The organism is Dickeya poaceiphila, assembly GCF_007858975.2.
In the GTDB taxonomy this organism is placed as follows: Bacteria; Pseudomonadota; Gammaproteobacteria; order Enterobacterales; family Enterobacteriaceae; genus Dickeya; species Dickeya poaceiphila.
Genome location: NZ_CP042220.2, coordinates 3,664,114 through 3,682,378 on the forward strand (window position 1 = coordinate 3,664,114; position 18,265 = coordinate 3,682,378).

The following is an 18,265-nucleotide window of genomic DNA, read 5'->3' on the forward strand; positions in this document are numbered from 1 at the left end:
GCCACGTTCTCCTTCCATTAACGCTAAAAATTAAAACTGAACCAATGCCTTGCCAGCGCGGACGAAATTCGGTTTGGTCACATGCACCGGCATTTCACGATTGCGAATCTGCACAACAGCCTGCTCTCCGATACCGGCAGGAACACGGGCCAGCGCAATGCTGACCCCCAGCGTGGGCGAAAACGACCCGCTGGTGATCACCCCTTCCTGCATCACGCCATGATTATCGGTAAAGCGGACCGGTTGACCGTGACGCAACACGCCTTTTTCAGTCATCACCAAACCAACCAGTTGTTCAGTGCCTTCAGACTGCTGACGTTCAAGCGCATCACGGCCAATAAACTGACGATCCTCCGGCTGCCAGGCGATGGTCCAGCCCATGTTGGCCGCCAGCGGAGAGACGGATTCATCCATATCCTGACCGTACAGATTCATGCCCGCTTCCAGACGCAACGTGTCACGCGCGCCCAGTCCACAGGGTTTAACACCGGCTGCCAGCAGTTGTTGCCAGAAGCTGACCGCCTGTTCCTGCGGCAACGCAATTTCATAGCCTGCTTCGCCAGTATAGCCAGTGGTGGCGATAAAGAGGTCGCCGGCCTGCACACCAAAGAAGGGTTTCATGCCAGCCACTTGTTCGCGTTGAGCATCGCTCAGCAGGCTGCGCACTTTTTCCTGTGCCTGCGGCCCTTGCACCGCGATCAGCGACAGATCTTCACGTTCACTAATCTCCACCATGAACGGTTTGGCGTGTTCGGTAATCCAGGCCAAATCTTTCTCGCGGGTAGCGGAGTTCACTACCAGCCGGAAATAGTCTTCAGTCTGGAAATAAACGATAAGATCGTCGATCACGCCAGCAGATGGCGTCAGCATGGCGGTATAGAGCGCCTTGCCAGGTTGGGTAAGTTTTGCGACGTCATTTGCCAACAGATAACGCAAAAATTCGCGGACGCGGACACCGCGCAGATCCACAATCGTCATGTGCGACACATCAAACATGCCAGCGTTGTTGCGTACAGTGTGATGTTCATCCAACTGAGAGCCATAATGCAGCGGCATCATCCAGCCATGAAAGTCCACCACTTTGGCGCCATCGGCCAGATGCTGTTCATACAACGGGGTGCGGTTTGCCATTTTTTTCTCTCTACGTTAGCTGCGCGTTGTGGTTAGCTGCGCGTTGAGGCGCCAGGCCCACGACGCAAACGTTTATTCTGCCCTGAACTTACCACCGAAGCCGACATTCCACCACTCCCACAACCATAAGTTTATCTATATAAAAAGATAAACCCACATCAAATAACACAAACAAGTGATTAGCGTATAAATTCAAAAAATAAAAAATAATCAAAATATAAATCCAAATAAAAAAATAAAATCAACACTACTTATTATTAAAAAATGATTTTATGGTTTGATATCAGAGGGGATTCCCGCAATTTAAATTAGATAAAATAATGCGAAAAAACCATAAAATTAGATTATTTCAGGCAACATGACATCATCGTCATTAGCTAATTTTGTGATCGTCGTAGATATCCTCCCGCCAGCAGCAAAGTACATTGCTGTCAGGCAAGACAGCCAAAGACGGAGCATTACCATTAAAAATCGCTGTGATGATGTCAGGAGAGTAGGGCATCGTATCAATCGAATTACTGACAAGGCGATTGGCCAATGTGAGACGGGATATGGCAAAAAAACGCGCGTCCTGCCAATATCGGGCTGTTTATCTGGCCGCGCCTCAGCGCGAACCGGTCAACCAAGCTCCCATCACAGGGAGCTTCAGGACGCGTGGAGCAACAGAGAACCCACCGTGTCTACACGATAGGCGAACAGCGCTCTACGAGGCTGCAATGCTTTGCAGCCGGTAGGTTCGACATATCTGAACCGGGCGTATGACGCATCAGATCAGGTGGCTGATGTTGACGTTCTCCATCAGATAATGGTTATCGGAGTAGTCCACTGGAATGGCAATCACCGCCGGGCCATCCACATCCATCGCCTGCCAGAGTTTCGGCACCAGTTCAGCCGCCGATTCCACGGCAAACCCTTTGGCGCCGAAGGCTTCCGCATAGGCTTTGAAATCGATAGGGCCGAATTTGACGCCGGAAGCACGGTGATATTTTTTCTCTTCCTGAATTTCCACCATGTTGTAGGCGTTATCTACCCAGATGATGTGCAGAATGTTGGATTTCAGCCGCACCGCCGTTTCCAGCTCCATGCTGGATTGCATGAAACCGCCATCCCCGGATACCGACACCACCTTCTGGTTCGGATTCACCAGTGCGGCGGCAATCGCCCACGGCAGCGCGACTCCCATCGTCTGCTGCCCATTAGTCATCAACACCTGACGGGCGCGGAAGCTATAAAGATAGCGCGCCAGCCAGATATGGAAACTGCCCATGTCCACACACAAGGTGACGTCTTTATTGACCAGATCCTGCATTACCCGCACCAGCCGCAGCGGATGGATGGCGAAGCCGTCCATGTTGATAGCGCGGGTCGCCAGTTGATGGCGCAGTTGACGACGTTCTTCCAGAATCGCCTCCGACTGGGGCGACAGCACAATCGGCGAGCTTAATTGGTCGTTGAGCATATCGATAGTGATGCTAATGTCGCCCACCAGTTCCACATCGGGGCGGTAGGTGTTTTCCACCTCGGCGGGCAGCACATCAATGTGCACCAGCGTGGCATGACCTGAATTCCACAGCGCCGGCGCATACTCCACCGGGCTGTAACCGACCGTGACGATAAGGTCTGCCTGCTGTAGCAACTTGTCGCCGGCCTGATTGTTGAACAACCCTACCCGACCGGCAAAATGGTCAAAATGTTGTTGATCAATCACCCCGGCGGCCTGATAGGTACTGGTCACCGGCAAACGGCTATGATGCAGTAACCGTCGCAGCGCTTGCGCGTTCTTCGGCTGGCTGGCCATCAACCCCAGCAACAGTATCGGGTTTTTGGCTTTTTTTATCAGCCCGGCTACCCGTTCGACATCCGCATGTGGTGCGCTGTTAAGGGTTGGCAGGCTGGTATAAGCAAGAATCGGGCTGTCAGCCGGTTCGTTGACAATATCTTCCGGCAGGCTAATGAACGCAGCGCCTGGTCGGCCAAACTCAGCGGCGCGAAAGGCGTTGGCCATCACTTCTGAAATCGCTGACGATACAGTGATTTCAGCGCTGTATTTGGTCACCGGCTGAAACAGGCTGACGGTATCCAGGCTCTGGTGGGTCAACTTCAGACGGTCGGCGCGTTTAACCGCACCACCCAATGCCACCATGGGGTCACCTTCCGACGTCGCAGTAGCCAACCCGGTGACCAGATTAGAACAGCCGGGACCAGAGGTCACCAGCGTTACGCCTGCCTTGCCGGTCAGGCGACCAACTGCCGCCGCCATAAAAGCGCCATTGGCTTCATGCCGCACAGGAATGGTTTGAATCGACGAATCGACCAACGAATCAAACACGCGATCGACTTTTGCACCAGGAATGCCGAAGACATAGTTGACGCCTTGCTGCTCAAGATGTTTTACGATCAGCTCCGCACCGCTAGACCAATGCTGTTGACCATCCATATTTTTCATAACATTTATCCTCTGCATAACAGTGTGCTTGTGCTTTCAGTACCTGCGCGATGCGTTAGCTCTCTACGGAGTGAATAACGCTATCGAGATTTTCAGGGGATAAATTGGCTTTCAGGAAATCCCTGTCGCGGGGAAGATCGATGACCAGTTTGGCGATAGAGCCAAACGTCAGTACCCCTTCTTCCAATCGATAATCAAGGATATGCCCACCGCCTTTACGGTCATCGGTAATGAAATGCTCGTGATAACCAGCCACATTAATCCCCTGAACATAGGCAGGACTACGGAAACCGATAACGCTGCCCTGACACTGTTCGAAATGGAACGTGGGTTGTTGGGCAATCGCTTCCAGCATCGGTTTATAAGGACGTTCCTGGCGAGGCACCGTGCGGGTTTCTACATGGCTAAACCGGCCATCTATCCGCAGGGCACAAAACAGATTCTCTGTTGCAATCAAGTCATCAATGCGTTGATGAATCGCTTCACGGTCAATAGATTGTCCGAAATGGATCTGCTCCGTTGGCCGGAAAAAGGTCATTACCGCGAAGGGCGTTTTCTGGTATGGCAGCGCCGCACGGGCACTGCCATCTTCACGCAATTGAAAGATGCGGCTGTTGAGCGCGACCAGCTCACCGTCAAGATCATTAAACGTCCCTAATCCGAAATCGCCATGTTTAAGCAGTTCCTCCATGGTGATGTTACCTTCATAAACCCCATTAATAAGGCCGCTCATTAATGAGGTCTGATAAATAACGCACTCCGGATGCTGTTTCTGATGATGAAGTGCAAAGCTGGTCAGTTCCCTGACGCAAGGATCGACGCAGTTAACATCTTTCATATCTCTTCCCTTCTGACGATGATCAACTTAAATTTATTTAATGTTTCACTTGAATATTGACCTTCGTCACACCAAAGTTCCAATACAGAGATATGGCCATTTGGAGATCGAAAATATATGGAGTTACGTTACCTGCGCTATTTTGTCGCAGTGGCCTCAACCCGACATTTCACCCGTGCAGCGGAAATGCTTGGCATATCACAGCCACCATTAAGTCAACAGATTCAAAAACTTGAGCGTGAAATCGGCACGCCATTGTTCAAACGTCTGACCCGCGGCGTGGAACTGACGGAGGCGGGCGAAGCCCTGTATCAGGATGCCAGTCATATTCTGGAACTGGCCGATTCAGCCGTGGAGCGAGTGCGCAGCATTGCTCGCGGAGAGAGCGGCGCCATCAATGTCGGATTCTCTTGTGCGGTCACCTTTCACCCCGCTGTACTGGCGTTATTACGCCGTTACCGGCAGCATTATCCCGGCGTCCGACTACAGCCGCGGGAAGAACATATTCATGAGATTCTGGATAGCCTGCGCAACCGCACCACAGACATCGCCTTCGTACGCCTGCCGGGCGACATCGGCGAAGAGTTTGAAGGCGAACTACTGGCCGATGAGCCGATGCGGCTGGTGCTGCCGGAAAATCACCCGTTCAGCGCTCAAACACGCATCAATCTTGGGCAATTGCAGCAGGAACCGCTGATCATTTTTCCGCGAGAACTTTGCCCCAGCCTGCACGACCTGATTATCCGCGCCTGCTACCTGTCGGGCTACCAGCCCAAAATCAATCCGCTGGCGCCACATATCACCGCCACCATCAGTATGGTAGCCTCAGGTTTTGGCGTAACCTTTATTCCCGAATCATTGGCCAGCATCCAGACCGGTAATGTGACTTACCACGACACCAACACGCCGCACCTTACGACGCAGATCGCCGTTATCTGGCGCAAACATGACCGTTCCGCCACGCTACTAAACATGCTGAAACTGATACGTGACTATCTGCACCGCACCTGATTACTGCCGAGATAACACTCTGCCGTCGCCAAACGGCAGACGCTACAAAAACCAAGGGGCGGCGGTTGTATCGTCTAAAATCTGATATATGATATTAGTTATCATTATCAAGAAGAGAGGCCGCAATGTTGACCGCCATGATCGCCGCCTGTGGGCTATGGGGAATAAGCTGGTATTTTGGTAAACGTCTGTCCAGCGCCTGGGGCATACTGCTGCCAGCCGGACTGATGCCGTTGCTGGCTCTGCCTGCGCTAAATCTGACCTGCCTGAAGTACATCTGCGCACTGGCGATGCTGGTCACATTAAGTATGCTGTTTCATCGCCGGATGCGTCACTATCTGCTGCTGCCATCCTGCATCGCGCTGGCAGGCGGTCTGGCGGCGTTGTCACTTACGCTCAATGGCTGGCAACACCTGCCCTAAACGGGTGTAACGCACAACGACAAGAAAACAGAGACGAACCGTTGATTTTATATCGTGAAGGGGAATCGCTGGGCTGTAGCTGAAATAAAGATTTGAAATAAAGATTAAAGGAGAGTGGTGCGAAGAGAGGGACTTGAACCCTCACGTCCTAAGGACACTAACACCTGAAGCTAGCGCGTCTACCAATTCCGCCACCTTCGCACTGTGTACTGCACTTGTTTACTACTTTACTACGATTGGTACTGCAACACATTGATTTGTATCCCAGTGGTGCGAAGAGAGGGACTTGAACCCTCACGTCCTAGGGACACTAACACCTGAAGCTAGCGCGTCTACCAATTCCGCCACCTTCGCAGGTACTGTGAAATACAAATCTGTGGTGAGTTTGGTGCGAAGAGAGGGACTTGAACCCTCACGTCCTAAGGACACTAACACCTGAAGCTAGCGCGTCTACCAATTCCGCCACCTTCGCAAACCAAGCAACATTAATCACATAATGTCACCACGGAGGCGCATTCTAGAGGTTTTCGCACCAACGTCAATCATTATTTCCGTCTTGCAGCCGTGTTTGCCGTAAAAAGCAGCACTCAATATTTTACTGCGCCCGGCAAAAGCCGGGCGATGCCGTTAACGGTTCTTATTACGGCGCTGTATGGCGCGGTAAACCCGGAAACGGCCAGTCTGGGCAATGACTTCATGACTGCCGAAGGTTTCATCCAGCAGCGCGGGATATGGCAGGAAGGCGTTGGCGACGATGCGCAATTCACCATCCTGATTCAGGTGAGAAGCCGCGCCGCGAATCATCATTTCCGCTGCGTGCAGGCTGGTCTGCATACCATCATGGAACGGCGGGTTGGAGATGATGAGATCGAAACGCCCCTGAATATCGGAATACACATTGCTAGCGATCACCTGCCCTTCCAGGCCATTGGCCGCCAGCGTCGCCCGGCTGGCTTCCAGCGCCGCTGCACCGACATCGCTCAGCGTCAGGCGAACTTTTGGCGACAGTCGGGCAAACGCCGCCGCCAGTACCCCAGCGCCACAGGCAAGATCCAACACTTTGCCTTTACGGTGTGGTTCCAGCGTCGAAAGCAGGAGCTGGCTGCCGACGTCCAGACCGTCGCGGCTAAATACGCCCGGCAGTGTGCGTACTGATACACCATCCACATCATATTCCTGCCACCACGCTTCCTGCGCAAAAGCAGGCTGCTTTTCCAGACAGCCGTGATAGAGACCGCAACGGCGAGCGCTGTCGATCTTATTGATGGCGGCGACTGGCGCCAGAATGTCTTCGGCGCTGCGTACTCCGCTACGATTCTCGCCGACAACGAAAATGTCGCATCCCACCGGCAGCAGCGACAACAGGTTGAACAGCTGGAATTGCGCCTCCTGCTTACTTTTCGGCCAGTAGTAGATCAAAGTGTCGCATCCAGCCACGGTTTCTGCCTGCGCCTGTAGCGAAAAGTGCACGTTGTCGCCCAATGCAGGCTGTAACTGCTGCCAATGGTGATATTGCATGGTGTGCACGGTGACGGCGGCTGCGTCAAAATGCGCGGGCAGCATATCCTGTAAATCGCCGGCAAACAGCACCCGGCGGGAAACAAATTCATCACTGTGGCGCAGTATCACTTCACTGGCAGGGGTAAATGCGGACATCAGGTCTGGCTCCTCAATAAACTGAGCGGGGATTATAGTGGTTTGTTGGCGCAGGTTCAGCGATTTGTTAGCATAGCCCCGCACTATCGAGCACTCTTATCCTCGTGCACCACTATTATCGTAAGCATCATCTATCATCGTGAGTATCGTGCACCGACCATCGCACGCGGAGTAAGGCATGACATCGAGACGGGACTGGTTATTGCAGCAACTGGGGATCACCCAGTGGACCTTGCGTCATCCGTCGGTGCTGAAAGGCGAAATTGCCGTCAGCCTGCCGCCTGACGCCCGGTTGCTGATCATCGCCGATCCGCTGCCTGCCAGCGATGATCCGTTATTACAGGATGTGGTGCGCAGCCTGAATCTCTCACCACAGCACATCATGAGCCTGACGCCGCGTCAGGCGCAAATGCTGCCGGAGCACACCCGCTGCCATAGCTGGTGGCTGGGGCTGCCCGTCAGCGATCAGTGGGATGGCGTGCAACTGACCAGCCCGGCACTGGCCGAGCTTTATCACAACGCCGGGGCGAAACGCGCCCTGTGGCAACAGATTTGTCACCATGAACATGATTTCCACCCTGACCGCGGCTGACCTGCCGCAGGCATTTGAGATTGAATGCGCAAGCCACGCCTTCCCGTGGAGCGCAAAAACCTTCGCCAGCAACCAGGGCGAACGCTACCTCAACCTGAAACTGTGCCATGACCAGCAACTGGTGGCCTACGCTATCACCCAGGTGGTGCTGGACGAAGCCACGTTATTCAATATCGCCGTCGCCCCGGCACATCAGCGCCATGGCTACGGGCGTCAGTTGCTGGAACACTTGATTGCCGAACTGGAACGCCGCGACATTCTCACGCTATGGCTGGAAGTTCGTGCCTCCAATGCACGCGCTATCGCGCTATATCAACGTTTGGGATTCAACGACGTCTCGATACGGGCGGATTATTATCCGACCGCCAGTGGTAGGGAAGACGCCATTATTATGGCGCTACCGCTGGGGTAACAAGGCGGGGGATACAGAGGCTGAAAATAACAACGCTGCCAGACGGCAGCGTTGTTTTATCGCCTCAAGCCTCAGCTTTATCGCCCAGCAGCACCGATTCGAGCGCAATTTCGATCATCTCGTTAAAGGTGGTCTGGCGCTCAGCGGCGGTAGTCTGCTCGTGGGTGCGGATATGGTCAGATACGGTGCATATTGCCAGCGCTTTGGCCCCATACTCCGCCGCCACACTATAAATACCCGCCGCTTCCATTTCTACACCCAGAATGCCGTATTTCTCCATCACGTCGAACATCTGTGAGTCCGGCGTGTAGAACAGATCAGCAGAGAACAGGTTGCCGACGCGCGTGTTGATGCCGCGTGCTTTAGCTGCGTCTACCGCGTGACGAAGCAGGTCGAAGTCAGCAATGGCGGCAAAGTCGTGATCTTTAAAACGAATCCGGTTTACTTTGGAATCGGTGCAGGCACCCATGCCAATAACCACATCGCGCAGCTTTACGTCACTACGCACGGCACCACAGGAACCAACGCGGATAATCTTCTTCACGCCGTATTCGGTAATCAGTTCCTTGGTATAGATGGAACAGGATGGAATCCCCATGCCATGCCCCATCACGGAGATGCGGCGGCCTTTGTAAGTCCCGGTGAAGCCCAACATACCGCGCACGTTATTCACTTCCACTGCGTTTTCCAGAAAAGTTTCCGCAATGTATTTAGCGCGCAGCGGGTCGCCCGGCATCAGCACCACGTCCGCAAAGTCATTCATTTTCGCATTGATATGTGGCGTAGCCATTCTTCTTCCTTCTCAAATTCAGTGTGTAATCATAGTGATAAATTATAACGTTCGGCCTGGATTCCTGTCATAACATTCACCCTGTTATAACATTGTCGTGCCGTAATCCATCGGCGACAGCCCGAAATAGCGGGCGACGGTCTGGCCGATATCGGCGAAGGTAGTGCGGTGGCCGTAGTCGCCCGGCGTCACACCCGGCCCGTAAATCAGTACCGGCACGTGTTCACGGGTGTGATCGGTGCCGGGCCAGGTCGGGTCACAGCCGTGGTCGGCAGTCAGAATCAGAATGTCATCGCCGGTGACGCGAGCCAGCATCTCCGGCAGGCGACGGTCAAACAACTCCAGCGCGGCGGCATACCCCGCCACATCGCGGCGATGGCCGTAGGACGAGTCGAAATCAACAAAATTGGTGAACACGATGGTGTCGTCGCCTGCCTGTTCCATCTCTTTCAGCGTGGCGTCAAACAGCGCATCGATGCCGGTGGCTTTCACCTTTTTGGTGATGCCGACATTAGCGTAGATATCCGCGATTTTCCCCACCGACACCACGTTGCCGCCCTTCTCATCCACCAGCTTTTTCAGCATGGTTGGCGCTGGCGGCTCCACCGCCAGATCGTGACGGTTACCGGTACGCTGGAACTGTCCGGCTTTGTCGCCGACAAATGGCCGGGCGATCACCCGCCCAATGTTGTAACCGCCGTCAGTCAGTTCCTCACGGGCGATTTCACACAGTTCGTACAGTTTCTCCAGCCCAAAGGTTTCTTCGTGGCAGGCTATCTGGAAGACCGAATCGGCTGAGGTGTAAAAAATCGGTTTGCCGGTTTTCATGTGTTCCTCGCCAAGCTGGTCGAGGATCACCGTACCGGATGAATGGCAGTTGCCGAGGTAACCCGGCAGCCCGGCGCGCTCGACCAGTCGATCCAGCAGTACCTGTGGAAAACTGTTATGTTCATCGTGGAAATAGCCCCAGTCGAACAACACCGGCACACCGCCGATTTCCCAGTGGCCGGACGGCGTGTCCTTACCGGAAGAAATTTCGCTGGCGTAGGCGTACGCGCCGATGATATCGGCCTGCGGGTCCAGCCCCGGCGGAAACCGCCCGGTAGAGCCTTCCGCCGCCTTGCCAAGCCCCAAACGGCTCAGGTTCGGCAACCGCAGCGGCCCTTGTCGGCCAACATCGGCCTTGCCTTGTGCGCAGGCGTGTGCGATATGGCCCAGCGTATCTGAACCAGCGTCGCCAAATCGTTCGGCATCGGCAGCGCTGCCAATCCCAAACGAGTCGAGAACCATAATAAATGCACGTTTCATGTTGTTATCTCCTGCGTCGTGCGTAAGGGTACTGCTTGTACATGTACATAAGGTCAGGCGGCGACGGTAGACTAGATGTCCGTGACATCCAGACGACGATAAATCAGCGGACAAGGCAGCGGCGGATGATCATCAAGGCAAATCGCCTCACGCAGCGTCTGCGCAGCCTGCTGCCAGTCAGACTCGGTTCTGGCGTGAATGACCGCCAGCGGACGTTGCGCATCCACCCGGTCACCTAAACTGACCATATCACTCAACCCGACACTACTATCAATGATATCACTGGCCTGACGTCTGCCACCACCCAAGGCGACCACCACCATACCTAACGCTCGCGCATTCATCGCACTGACAAAGCCTTCACGTTCCGCAAACACCGGTTTACTGAGCGTCGCGGGTTGCAGATAGCGATCATAGTGTTCGACAAAATCTGCCGGACCGTGCTGAGCGGCCACCATTCGGCCAAATACTTCCGCTGCCTGGCCGTTGTCCAGCACCGCCTGCAATTTGGATCGCGCCTCGGCAGCATCGTGCGCCAGCTTACCAGCCAGCAGCATGGATTCGCACAACGCCATCGTCACCTCAAACAGACGCGGATTACGCTGCTCGCCAGTCAGAAAACGCACCGCTTCACGCACCTCCAGCGCATTACCCGCACTGGATGCCAGCACCTGGCTCATGTCGGTCAGCAGCGCACTGGTACGGCAACCCGCATTATTGGCAACGCCGACAATCGCCTGCGCCAGCTGTTCCGACTGTTCATAAGTCGGCATAAACGCACCAGAACCGACCTTGACGTCCATCACCAGCGCGTCCAGCCCTTCCGCCAGTTTTTTCGCCAGAATCGAAGCGGTGATCAGCGGGATGGAATCGACAGTGGCGGTGATATCGCGGGTAGCGTAAAAACGTTTATCCGCCGGGGCCAACGAATTGGTCTGGCCGATAATCGCCACCCCAACCTGACGGATGATCTGCCGGAACACCTCATCTTCAGGGAAGATATCCAACCCCGGAATCGACTCCAGCTTATCCAGCGTGCCGCCGGTATGCCCCAGACCGCGACCTGAAATCATCGGGACATAGCCGCCACAGGCCGCCACCATCGGTCCCAGCATCAGCGACGTGACATCACCAACACCGCCGGTCGAATGTTTGTCCACCAGCGGGCCATTCAGGTTTAAGCCGGACCAATCCAGCACCGTGCCGGAATCGCGCATCGCCAGCGTCAGCGCCACCCGCTCATCCATGGTCATATCATGAAAGAAGATGGTCATCGCCAGCGCGGCAATCTGCCCCTCTGACACGGTGTTATCGCGCACCCCTTTGATGAAAAAACGAATCTCTTCCGCACTGAGCGGATGGCCGTCCCGTTTTTTACGGATAATTTCCTGAATCAGAAACACAGTCTGTTCTCCTGCCTAATCCATGTGGACTCATGCGGCGCACCCATCAGGCACGCTCTGCATCAGTAACCGCTGCGCGCCTGTTCGGCGGCGTGGCCCAGCGTGGTCAGCAAGCTGCCGAGCAAGCCGGATGCGCCGAAACGAAAATGACGAGCATCCGCCCAGCCGGCCCCCATAATCGTGTCGGCAAGTTGCAGGTAATCTGCCGCATCTTGCGCGGTACGTACGCCGCCAGCCGGTTTAAACCCAACGCGCTCACCCACGCCTTTATCACGGATCACACTCAGCATCACTTCAGCCGAATGCAGCGTAGCGTTCACTGCCACTTTACCGGTTGAGGTTTTGATAAAGTCGGCTCCGGCATCAATGGCAATCTCGCTGGCTTCACGAATCAGCGCATCGGTTTTCAGTTCGCCGGTTTCGATGATCACTTTCAGCAGCACACCCGCTGCTTCACAGGCGCTCTTGCAGGTTTTCACCAGCTCGAAACCAACCTGCCGGTTACCGGCCATCAGCGCCCGATAGGGAAACACCACGTCCACCTCGTCGGCGCCATAGGCGATAGCTGCGTTGGTTTCCGCCAGCGCGATATCAATGTCGTCATTGCCGTGCGGGAAATTGGTCACGGTAGCAATGCGGACATCCGGCGTACCCTGCTCGCGCAGTACCTTGCGCGCCAGCGGCACAAAACGCGGATAGATACAAATGGCGGCGGTTTTTCCCGCCGGGCTATTAGCCTGACGGCATAGCGCGATCACCTTTTCATCGGTATCGTCATCATTCAGGGTGGTTAAATCCATCAGCCCCAGCGCACGTTGCGCCGCCACAGTCAACTCAGTCATACAATGCTCCGTTATTTAGCCACATGGCTGTCTCTCTGGCATATACCGCTATTTCACCCGGAGACCTCAGCCTGTTTTGTGGTTTTATTCACACAAAAAAGAAATTACATACACATAAATCAAGACATGTGTGAATATTATCACAATTCAACCCAAGGAACCGCCCCAGATTATACCGGTATATCACACCCGCACTTATCCCCGCTGACGCGGGGAACACGCGATGGCCGATTTTTGTACCGGATTCAGCTCCGGTTTATCCCCGCTGGCGCGGGGAACACGCACATGATCAAGAAGGTGAATACAGGCCAGCCGGTTTATCCCCGCTGGCGCGGGGAACACTGATGCATCCGGAGCAGCAAACAATGCGGTGGCGGTTTATCCCCGCTGGCGCGGGGAACACACCCCGTTAATTAGGGGCAGAAGCCCCGGCTTCGGTTTATCCCCGCTGGCGCGGGGAACACATCACCTCAACCGTCACCACCTGGCGCGCCACCGGTTTATCCCCGCTGGCGCGGGGAACACTCTAAAATTATATACTTGTTTTATAATGATTTTTAAAGGCTAAAAAATTCCACCGACTTTTTCTGGTTGTTAAAGAGCGCTAACTTATTGATAAATCAAGATCCCGATTTTTTCCACCGTTCCCCACCAACCCGTATCGCCGCTACGTGCTGCCTTCACCGACATAACCCCGTAAAATAAGTACTTCGATCATACAGAGGGAAAAAACGGTGAACGACACCGGAGCAATATGGTTCCTGTACCTGCTGCGTACCGGCAGTGGGTGGCTTTATACCGGCATCACTACCGATGTGGCGCGACGACTGGCGCAGCACCAAAGCGGGAAAGGCGCTCGTGCATTGCGCGGCAAAGGGCCGCTGACGCTGGTGTATCACTGTGTCGCGGGTGATCGTTCCACCGCGTTGAAATGGGAATACCGCGTCAAGCAGTTGAGCAAAATGCAAAAAGAAAGGCTGGTGCAACACCAGCCTTCAACACTTGCCGACTTTTTGCCGTGCTTCAGAAACGATTGAACGGCTCTGCGTATTCCACCAGACCGCTGGCCCCCTGAAAATGATTGTCCGACAGCGGGTAGACCTGAAAATCTGACTCAAAGCCCAGCCAACGGCAATACAGCTGCTGTTCCGCCGCCGGTACAAAGCCGAATCGCGCGTAGTAATGGCGGTTGCCCAGCACCACCACCGCGGTGTAGCCGAACTCGTTGAGCGCATCCAGACCTGCATACACCAGTTGTTCGCCAATGCCCTGTCGTCTGTGGTTCTCCTCTACCGCCATCGGCGCCAGCGCCACCCACTGCAGGTCTTCACCACCCAGCGTAACCGGGCTAAACGCGGCGTAACCTATCACACCGCCTTCGTCGTCAGTCGCCACAATGCCCAGCGTTAACTGGCCGTCTTCACGCAGTTGCTGCACTAATTCCGCTTCAGCACTGGTGGGAAACGCACGCCGCAGCAAGGCATCAATCCCCGGTGCATCTACCGGAATTTCAACCCGGATCAACATGATGCCGGCGCGTGCGGGCTGGCCTGCTCCGCGCCCTCCTGTAAGCCTGCCGCCACAAATCCGGCCAGTTGCAGCAACGTCACCCGCAACGGCGCAGGCATACTTTCCAGCTCAATCGCATCCATCAGGTTTTTGACGTGCAGCCCCAATTCAGTATCGCCCTCAATCCGCAAACGACGCTGGAAAAACAGCGTGTCCGGGTCTTCATAACGGGCCGCTATCAAAATCAGATCGTTGGCTTCAGCGCTGAAACTGACATCCGCCAGTTGGTTATGGCTGATTTCCAGCCGGTTATCCCGCAGCGTAACAAACCACTGCAAACCGATATCACGCACTTCGATGCGCAACCAACGGCCATCAAGAAAATCCAGCTCGCCGTCTTCCAAGGCCTGACGGAACTGCCACCCCAGCAGTTGCTCCAGCACCCGGCGCTGCAGGAAGAAAGGCGTTAACGTTAACGGCTTACTCAGTAAACGCGGCCCCTGACGCACAATCTGCGCCCGTAGTTTTTCCAACACTGGCGTACTCCTTATAAAGCAATGCTGCCTGACCGATATGGTCATTATTCTGCCACAGAACGGGAAACAGGCAGCAAGGGTCTACATCAATAAAAATGCCGGAAACATTTTTTAATGTTGTCTGGCGACGCCTGTAGAAACAAATCACACAATCACACCGTAGTAATAAAGTAAATTTAGCCTGTTCTGCGCCAAATCACGACCGTTAACCGCCAGCAATTCCCTGATATGCTGGTTTAAATCAAAGTTGCTGGCAGCCAGGTTCACTAAGATTCTTTCTCATTGCAAACCGGCCCGCTGCGTCAGGCCGTGATGAAAGGACGTAACAATGGAACTGCTTTGCCCCGCGGGTAATCTGCCGGCACTGAAAGCCGCCATCGACCATGGCGCCGATGCGGTGTATATCGGGCTGAAAGATGATACCAACGCCCGCCACTTCGCCGGCCTCAATTTCAACGACAAAAAATTGCAGGACGCCAGCGACTACGTGCACCGCCACCGCCGTAAACTGCATATCGCCATCAACACCTTCGCCCACCCGGACGGCTATCAACGCTGGCAGCGGGCGGTAGACACCGCCGTGCAAACCGCCGGTGCCGATGCGCTGATTCTGGCAGATTTAGCGATGCTGGAGTACGCCGCCGAGCGCTATCCAGCGGTAGAGCGCCATGTATCAGTACAGGCATCAGCCACCAACGAGGAAGCCATTCGCTTTTATCAGCGCCACTTTGATGTCGCCCGTGTTGTGTTGCCGCGCGTGCTCTCTATCCATCAGGTCAAACAGCTTTCGCGCACCAGCCCGGTGCCGCTAGAAGTGTTCGCCTTCGGCAGCCTGTGCATTATGGCCGAAGGGCGTTGTTATCTGTCGTCCTACCTGACCGGCGAATCGCCCAATACCGTGGGCGCCTGTTCACCGGCGCGTTTCGTGCGCTGGCAGCAGACGAAAAACGGTATGGAATCACGGTTGAATGATGTGCTCATCGACCGCTATCAAGACAATGAAAACGCAGGTTACCCGACCTTGTGCAAAGGCCGCTATCTGGTGGACGGCCAGCGCTATCACGCACTGGAAGAACCTACCAGCTTGAATACGCTGGAATTGCTGCCGGAACTGATGGCGGCGAATATTGCGTCGGTAAAAATCGAAGGCCGCCAGCGCAGCCCGGCTTATGTCAGCCAGGTGACCCAGGTGTGGCGACAAGCAATAGACCGCTGTAAAGCCGACCCGGCGCATTTTACCCCCACCACCGAGTGGATGGAGGCACTGGGTGCCGTTGCCGAAGGTACACAGACCACGCTGGGCGCTTACCACCGCCAGTGGCAGTAGTCAGGAGACATCAACAACATGAAATATTCACTGGGCGCGCTGCTTTACTATTGGCCCAAAGCCGATATTGAAACCTTTTATCGTGCCGCGATCACCAGCAGCGCTGATATCATCTATCTGGGTGAAACCGTGTGCAGCAAACGCCGCGGGATGAAAGTCGGTGACTGGCTCACACTGGCGCGTGAAGTCGCCGCCAGCGGTAAGCAGGTGGTGATGTCTACGCTGGCATTGTTGCAAGCGCCTTCCGAATTGACTGAACTGAAAAAGTACGTGGAAAACGGCGAGTTTCTGCTGGAAGCCAACGATCTGGGCGCGGTCAATATGGCAGCAGAACGTAGCCTGCCGTTTGTCGCCGGTCATGCGCTCAACTGTTATAACGCCTACACCCTGCGGTTACTGCATAAACAAGGCATGATGCGCTGGTGTATGCCGGTGGAATTATCGCGGGACTGGCTGCAAAACCTGCTCAGTCAGTGTGACGATCTCGGTTTTCGCCACCAGTTTGAGGTGGAAGTGCTGAGTTACGGTCACCTGCCGCTGGCGTATTCCGCCCGCTGTTTTACCGCCCGTTCGGAAAACCGCCCCAAGGACGAATGCGAAACCTGCTGTATTCAGTATCCGCAAGGGCGCCAGATGTTGTCACAGGAAAATCAGCAGGTGTTTGTCCTTAACGGCATCCAGACCCAGAGCGGTTACTGCTATAACCTCGGCAACGACCTGTCCTCTATGGAAGGGCTGGTGGATATTGTGCGTCTGTCACCCCAAGGGCCGGACACGCTGGCGATGCTTGACCGTTTTCGCGCCAACCAACACGGCGAACAACCGCTGACGCTGGAAAATCAGCAGGATTGTAACGGCTACTGGCGACGCGTTGCCGGGCTGGAGCTGGTCAGTTAAATCCATCAGGACGATGCGCACGCATCGTCCGTTGCCATTTGTTAAGATAGCGTAACATCTCACCGGTGTTTATTTTGGGCTGATGCCGTCAGCCCCTCAACCTGATGAGTGACGCTTATGACCGCTACCGTTCCTTTCTCGCTGCTCGATCTGGCTCCCATTCCACAGGGCAATACGGCCCGCGATGCGTTCCATCACTCTCTGGATCTGGCGCAACATGCGGAAAAATGGGGGTATCAGCGCTACTGGCTGGCAGAACACCACAACATGACCGGCATCGCCAGCGCAGCCACATCGATTCTGATCGGTTATATTGCCGGGGGTACGCAGCTTATCCGGCTCGGTTCCGGCGGTGTAATGCTGCCAAACCATGCTCCGCTGGTGATTGCCGAGCAGTTCGGTACGCTCGAATCGCTCTACCCTGGCCGTATTGAACTCGGTCTGGGACGCGCCCCCGGCACCGATCATCGCACCATGCAGGCATTACGCCGCCATCTGAACGCCGACATTGACGATTTTCCCCACGATGTGCAGGAACTCCAACGCTACTTCGCCCCGGCACAGCCAGGACAAGCGGTACAGGCGGTGCCGGGACAGGGGCTGAACATTCCCATCTGGTTGTTGGGTTCCAGTCTGTACAGCGCCCAGTTGGCGGCATCGATGGGATTACCGTTTGCCTTCGCCGCCCATTTCGCACCCGATATGCTGTTACACGCTTTGCAGCTTTATCGCGACAACTTCAAACCCTCTGCCCAACTGGAAAAACCGTACGCCATGGTGTGCATCAATGTTGTCGCCGCTGATAGCGACAGAGAGGCGCGTTTTCTGTTTACCTCGCTTCAGCAGCAGTTTATCAATCTACGGCGTGGAACGCCGGGACCGCTGCCTGCGCCGGTGGAATCCATGGAAACGTACTGGTCGGCTGCGGAGCAATTTGCCGTGGAACAAACATTGCGGCTGGCGGTGGTGGGCGATGCAGCCAAAGTGCGTCACGGCTTGCAAACGTTATTGCGGGAAACTCAGGCGGACGAGCTGATGATCAACGGCCAGATATTTGACCATCAGGCGCGGCTGCACTCGTTTGAGCTGGTGGCGCAACTGCAACCGGAAATCGTGCGGGAAGCACGAATTCAGTAACAACGTAA

General features: G+C 55.0%; 18 protein-coding genes, 3 tRNA genes and 1 CRISPR repeat array. Of the genes, 8 read left to right on the forward strand and 13 right to left on the reverse strand.

What is annotated here, in order from left to right:
• Positions 1–30 precede the first annotated feature (30 nt).
• The 3 genes from gcvT to budA form a co-directional block, all read right to left on the reverse strand.
• Positions 31–1,131, reverse strand: coding sequence for a glycine cleavage system aminomethyltransferase GcvT (gene gcvT, locus Dpoa569_RS16425; RefSeq protein ID WP_042868557.1), 1,101 nt, complete (start codon positions 1,129–1,131; stop codon positions 31–33).
• Between the two features lie 766 nt (positions 1,132–1,897).
• Entirely contained in the window at positions 1,898–3,577 is a 1,680-nt protein-coding gene (gene alsS, locus Dpoa569_RS16430) for an acetolactate synthase AlsS (protein WP_042868555.1), read from the reverse strand.
• Between the two features lie 55 nt (positions 3,578–3,632).
• Complete coding sequence (budA, locus tag Dpoa569_RS16435; protein ID WP_042868553.1) at positions 3,633–4,415, reverse strand: acetolactate decarboxylase; 783 nt, start codon at positions 4,413–4,415, stop codon at positions 3,633–3,635.
• Positions 4,416–4,532: 117 nt separating this feature from the next.
• Here budA and Dpoa569_RS16440 point away from each other — a divergent pair, with 117 nt between their 5' ends.
• Together Dpoa569_RS16440 and Dpoa569_RS16445 are read left to right on the forward strand one after the other, a co-directional pair.
• Positions 4,533–5,426 (forward strand): LysR family transcriptional regulator, encoded by an 894-nt coding sequence (locus tag Dpoa569_RS16440; RefSeq protein ID WP_042868551.1) that lies wholly within the window; start codon positions 4,533–4,535, stop codon positions 5,424–5,426.
• 125 nt (positions 5,427–5,551) lie between these two features.
• Positions 5,552–5,848, forward strand: coding sequence for a DUF1435 domain-containing protein (locus tag Dpoa569_RS16445; protein ID WP_042868549.1), 297 nt, complete (start codon positions 5,552–5,554; stop codon positions 5,846–5,848).
• 115 nt (positions 5,849–5,963) lie between these two features.
• On the opposite strand, the gene Dpoa569_RS16450 is transcribed toward Dpoa569_RS16445, so the two are convergent.
• The 4 genes from Dpoa569_RS16450 to rsmC all read right to left on the reverse strand — a co-directional run bounded on the left by Dpoa569_RS16450 (position 5,964) and on the right by rsmC (position 7,504).
• Positions 5,964–6,049, reverse strand: a tRNA-Leu gene (locus Dpoa569_RS16450).
• Between the two features lie 67 nt (positions 6,050–6,116).
• Positions 6,117–6,202: transfer RNA gene (locus tag Dpoa569_RS16455), tRNA-Leu, on the reverse strand.
• Between the two features lie 32 nt (positions 6,203–6,234).
• A tRNA-Leu gene (locus tag Dpoa569_RS16460) sits at positions 6,235–6,320 on the reverse strand.
• A 155-nt stretch (positions 6,321–6,475) separates the two neighbouring features.
• The gene (gene rsmC, locus Dpoa569_RS16465; protein ID WP_146411563.1) at positions 6,476–7,504 is read right to left on the reverse strand and encodes a 16S rRNA (guanine(1207)-N(2))-methyltransferase RsmC; all 1,029 of its coding nucleotides are present in this window, start codon (positions 7,502–7,504) and stop codon (positions 6,476–6,478) included.
• A gap of 178 nt (positions 7,505–7,682) precedes the next feature.
• Here rsmC and Dpoa569_RS16470 point away from each other — a divergent pair, with 178 nt between their 5' ends.
• Together Dpoa569_RS16470 and rimI are read left to right on the forward strand one after the other, a co-directional pair.
• On the forward strand, positions 7,683–8,096 hold the full coding sequence (locus Dpoa569_RS16470; protein ID WP_042868547.1) for a DNA polymerase III subunit psi: 414 nt from the start codon (positions 7,683–7,685) through the stop codon (positions 8,094–8,096).
• Positions 8,065–8,508, forward strand: a complete 444-nt coding sequence (gene rimI / locus Dpoa569_RS16475; RefSeq protein ID WP_042868545.1) for a ribosomal protein S18-alanine N-acetyltransferase — start codon at positions 8,065–8,067, stop codon at positions 8,506–8,508. Before Dpoa569_RS16470 ends, rimI begins: the two co-directional genes overlap by 32 nt.
• 64 nt (positions 8,509–8,572) lie before the next feature.
• On the opposite strand, the gene deoD is transcribed toward rimI, so the two are convergent.
• The 4 genes from deoD to deoC all read right to left on the reverse strand — a co-directional run bounded on the left by deoD (position 8,573) and on the right by deoC (position 12,851).
• Positions 8,573–9,298, reverse strand: coding sequence for a purine-nucleoside phosphorylase (gene deoD, locus Dpoa569_RS16480; protein WP_042868542.1), 726 nt, complete (start codon positions 9,296–9,298; stop codon positions 8,573–8,575).
• Between the two features lie 84 nt (positions 9,299–9,382).
• Complete coding sequence (deoB, locus tag Dpoa569_RS16485; protein ID WP_042868540.1) at positions 9,383–10,606, reverse strand: phosphopentomutase; 1,224 nt, start codon at positions 10,604–10,606, stop codon at positions 9,383–9,385.
• Between the two features lie 71 nt (positions 10,607–10,677).
• Entirely contained in the window at positions 10,678–12,009 is a 1,332-nt protein-coding gene (gene deoA / locus Dpoa569_RS16490) for a thymidine phosphorylase (RefSeq protein WP_042868538.1), read from the reverse strand.
• 62 nt (positions 12,010–12,071) lie between these two features.
• On the reverse strand, positions 12,072–12,851 hold the full coding sequence (gene deoC / locus Dpoa569_RS16495) for a deoxyribose-phosphate aldolase (protein WP_042868535.1): 780 nt from the start codon (positions 12,849–12,851) through the stop codon (positions 12,072–12,074).
• Positions 12,852–13,042: 191 nt separating this feature from the next.
• Positions 13,043–13,376: direct repeats of the CRISPR family, unit length 29 nt; unit sequence CGGTTTATCCCCGCTGGCGCGGGGAACAC.
• A gap of 209 nt (positions 13,377–13,585) precedes the next feature.
• On the opposite strand from deoC, the gene Dpoa569_RS16500 reads away from it, so the two are divergent.
• Positions 13,586–13,888 (forward strand): GIY-YIG nuclease family protein, encoded by a 303-nt coding sequence (locus Dpoa569_RS16500; protein ID WP_042868533.1) that lies wholly within the window; start codon positions 13,586–13,588, stop codon positions 13,886–13,888.
• Here the strand turns inward: Dpoa569_RS16500 and Dpoa569_RS16505 are convergent.
• Both Dpoa569_RS16505 and ubiT read right to left on the reverse strand, forming a co-directional pair.
• Positions 13,875–14,378, reverse strand: coding sequence for a GNAT family N-acetyltransferase (locus Dpoa569_RS16505; protein ID WP_042868530.1), 504 nt, complete (start codon positions 14,376–14,378; stop codon positions 13,875–13,877). The two genes, Dpoa569_RS16500 and Dpoa569_RS16505, sit on opposite strands and share 14 nt — an antisense overlap.
• Positions 14,372–14,896 (reverse strand): ubiquinone anaerobic biosynthesis accessory factor UbiT, encoded by a 525-nt coding sequence (gene ubiT / locus Dpoa569_RS16510; protein WP_042868528.1) that lies wholly within the window; start codon positions 14,894–14,896, stop codon positions 14,372–14,374. Before ubiT ends, Dpoa569_RS16505 begins: the two co-directional genes overlap by 7 nt.
• A 328-nt stretch (positions 14,897–15,224) precedes the next feature.
• Between ubiT and ubiU the strand changes: the two genes are divergently transcribed.
• From ubiU to Dpoa569_RS16525, 3 genes are all read left to right on the forward strand, one after another.
• Positions 15,225–16,223 carry a ubiquinone anaerobic biosynthesis protein UbiU gene (ubiU, locus tag Dpoa569_RS16515; RefSeq protein ID WP_042868526.1) on the forward strand — a complete coding sequence of 333 codons (999 nt, stop codon included), beginning with the start codon at positions 15,225–15,227 and terminating at the stop codon, positions 16,221–16,223.
• Positions 16,224–16,241: 18 nt separating this feature from the next.
• The gene (locus Dpoa569_RS16520; RefSeq protein ID WP_042868524.1) at positions 16,242–17,120 is read left to right on the forward strand and encodes a U32 family peptidase; all 879 of its coding nucleotides are present in this window, start codon (positions 16,242–16,244) and stop codon (positions 17,118–17,120) included.
• Between the two features lie 117 nt (positions 17,121–17,237).
• On the forward strand, positions 17,238–18,257 hold the full coding sequence (locus Dpoa569_RS16525; protein ID WP_042868521.1) for a luciferase-like monooxygenase: 1,020 nt from the start codon (positions 17,238–17,240) through the stop codon (positions 18,255–18,257).
• Positions 18,258–18,265 lie beyond the last annotated feature (8 nt).

What these genes read in the sequence shown, in the direction of transcription:
- Dpoa569_RS16505 (WP_042868530.1), bottom strand. Translation starts at nt 14,378, where the DNA reads ATGTTGATCCGGGTTGAAATTCCGGTAGATGCACCGGGGATTGATGCC.
- Dpoa569_RS16440 (WP_042868551.1), top strand. Translation starts at nt 4,533, where the DNA reads ATGGAGTTACGTTACCTGCGCTATTTTGTCGCAGTGGCCTCAACCCGA.
- Dpoa569_RS16525 (WP_042868521.1), top strand. Translation starts at nt 17,238, where the DNA reads ATGACCGCTACCGTTCCTTTCTCGCTGCTCGATCTGGCTCCCATTCCA.
- ubiU (WP_042868526.1), top strand. Translation starts at nt 15,225, where the DNA reads ATGGAACTGCTTTGCCCCGCGGGTAATCTGCCGGCACTGAAAGCCGCC.
- Dpoa569_RS16445 (WP_042868549.1), top strand. Translation starts at nt 5,552, where the DNA reads ATGTTGACCGCCATGATCGCCGCCTGTGGGCTATGGGGAATAAGCTGG.
- deoB (WP_042868540.1), bottom strand. Translation starts at nt 10,606, where the DNA reads ATGAAACGTGCATTTATTATGGTTCTCGACTCGTTTGGGATTGGCAGC.
- budA (WP_042868553.1), bottom strand. Translation starts at nt 4,415, where the DNA reads ATGAAAGATGTTAACTGCGTCGATCCTTGCGTCAGGGAACTGACCAGC.
- Dpoa569_RS16520 (WP_042868524.1), top strand. Translation starts at nt 16,242, where the DNA reads ATGAAATATTCACTGGGCGCGCTGCTTTACTATTGGCCCAAAGCCGAT.
- alsS (WP_042868555.1), bottom strand. Translation starts at nt 3,577, where the DNA reads ATGAAAAATATGGATGGTCAACAGCATTGGTCTAGCGGTGCGGAGCTG.
- deoC (WP_042868535.1), bottom strand. Translation starts at nt 12,851, where the DNA reads ATGACTGAGTTGACTGTGGCGGCGCAACGTGCGCTGGGGCTGATGGAT.
- deoD (WP_042868542.1), bottom strand. Translation starts at nt 9,298, where the DNA reads ATGGCTACGCCACATATCAATGCGAAAATGAATGACTTTGCGGACGTG.
- rimI (WP_042868545.1), top strand. Translation starts at nt 8,065, where the DNA reads ATGAACATGATTTCCACCCTGACCGCGGCTGACCTGCCGCAGGCATTT.
- gcvT (WP_042868557.1), bottom strand. Translation starts at nt 1,131, where the DNA reads ATGGCAAACCGCACCCCGTTGTATGAACAGCATCTGGCCGATGGCGCC.
- Dpoa569_RS16470 (WP_042868547.1), top strand. Translation starts at nt 7,683, where the DNA reads ATGACATCGAGACGGGACTGGTTATTGCAGCAACTGGGGATCACCCAG.
- rsmC (WP_146411563.1), bottom strand. Translation starts at nt 7,504, where the DNA reads ATGTCCGCATTTACCCCTGCCAGTGAAGTGATACTGCGCCACAGTGAT.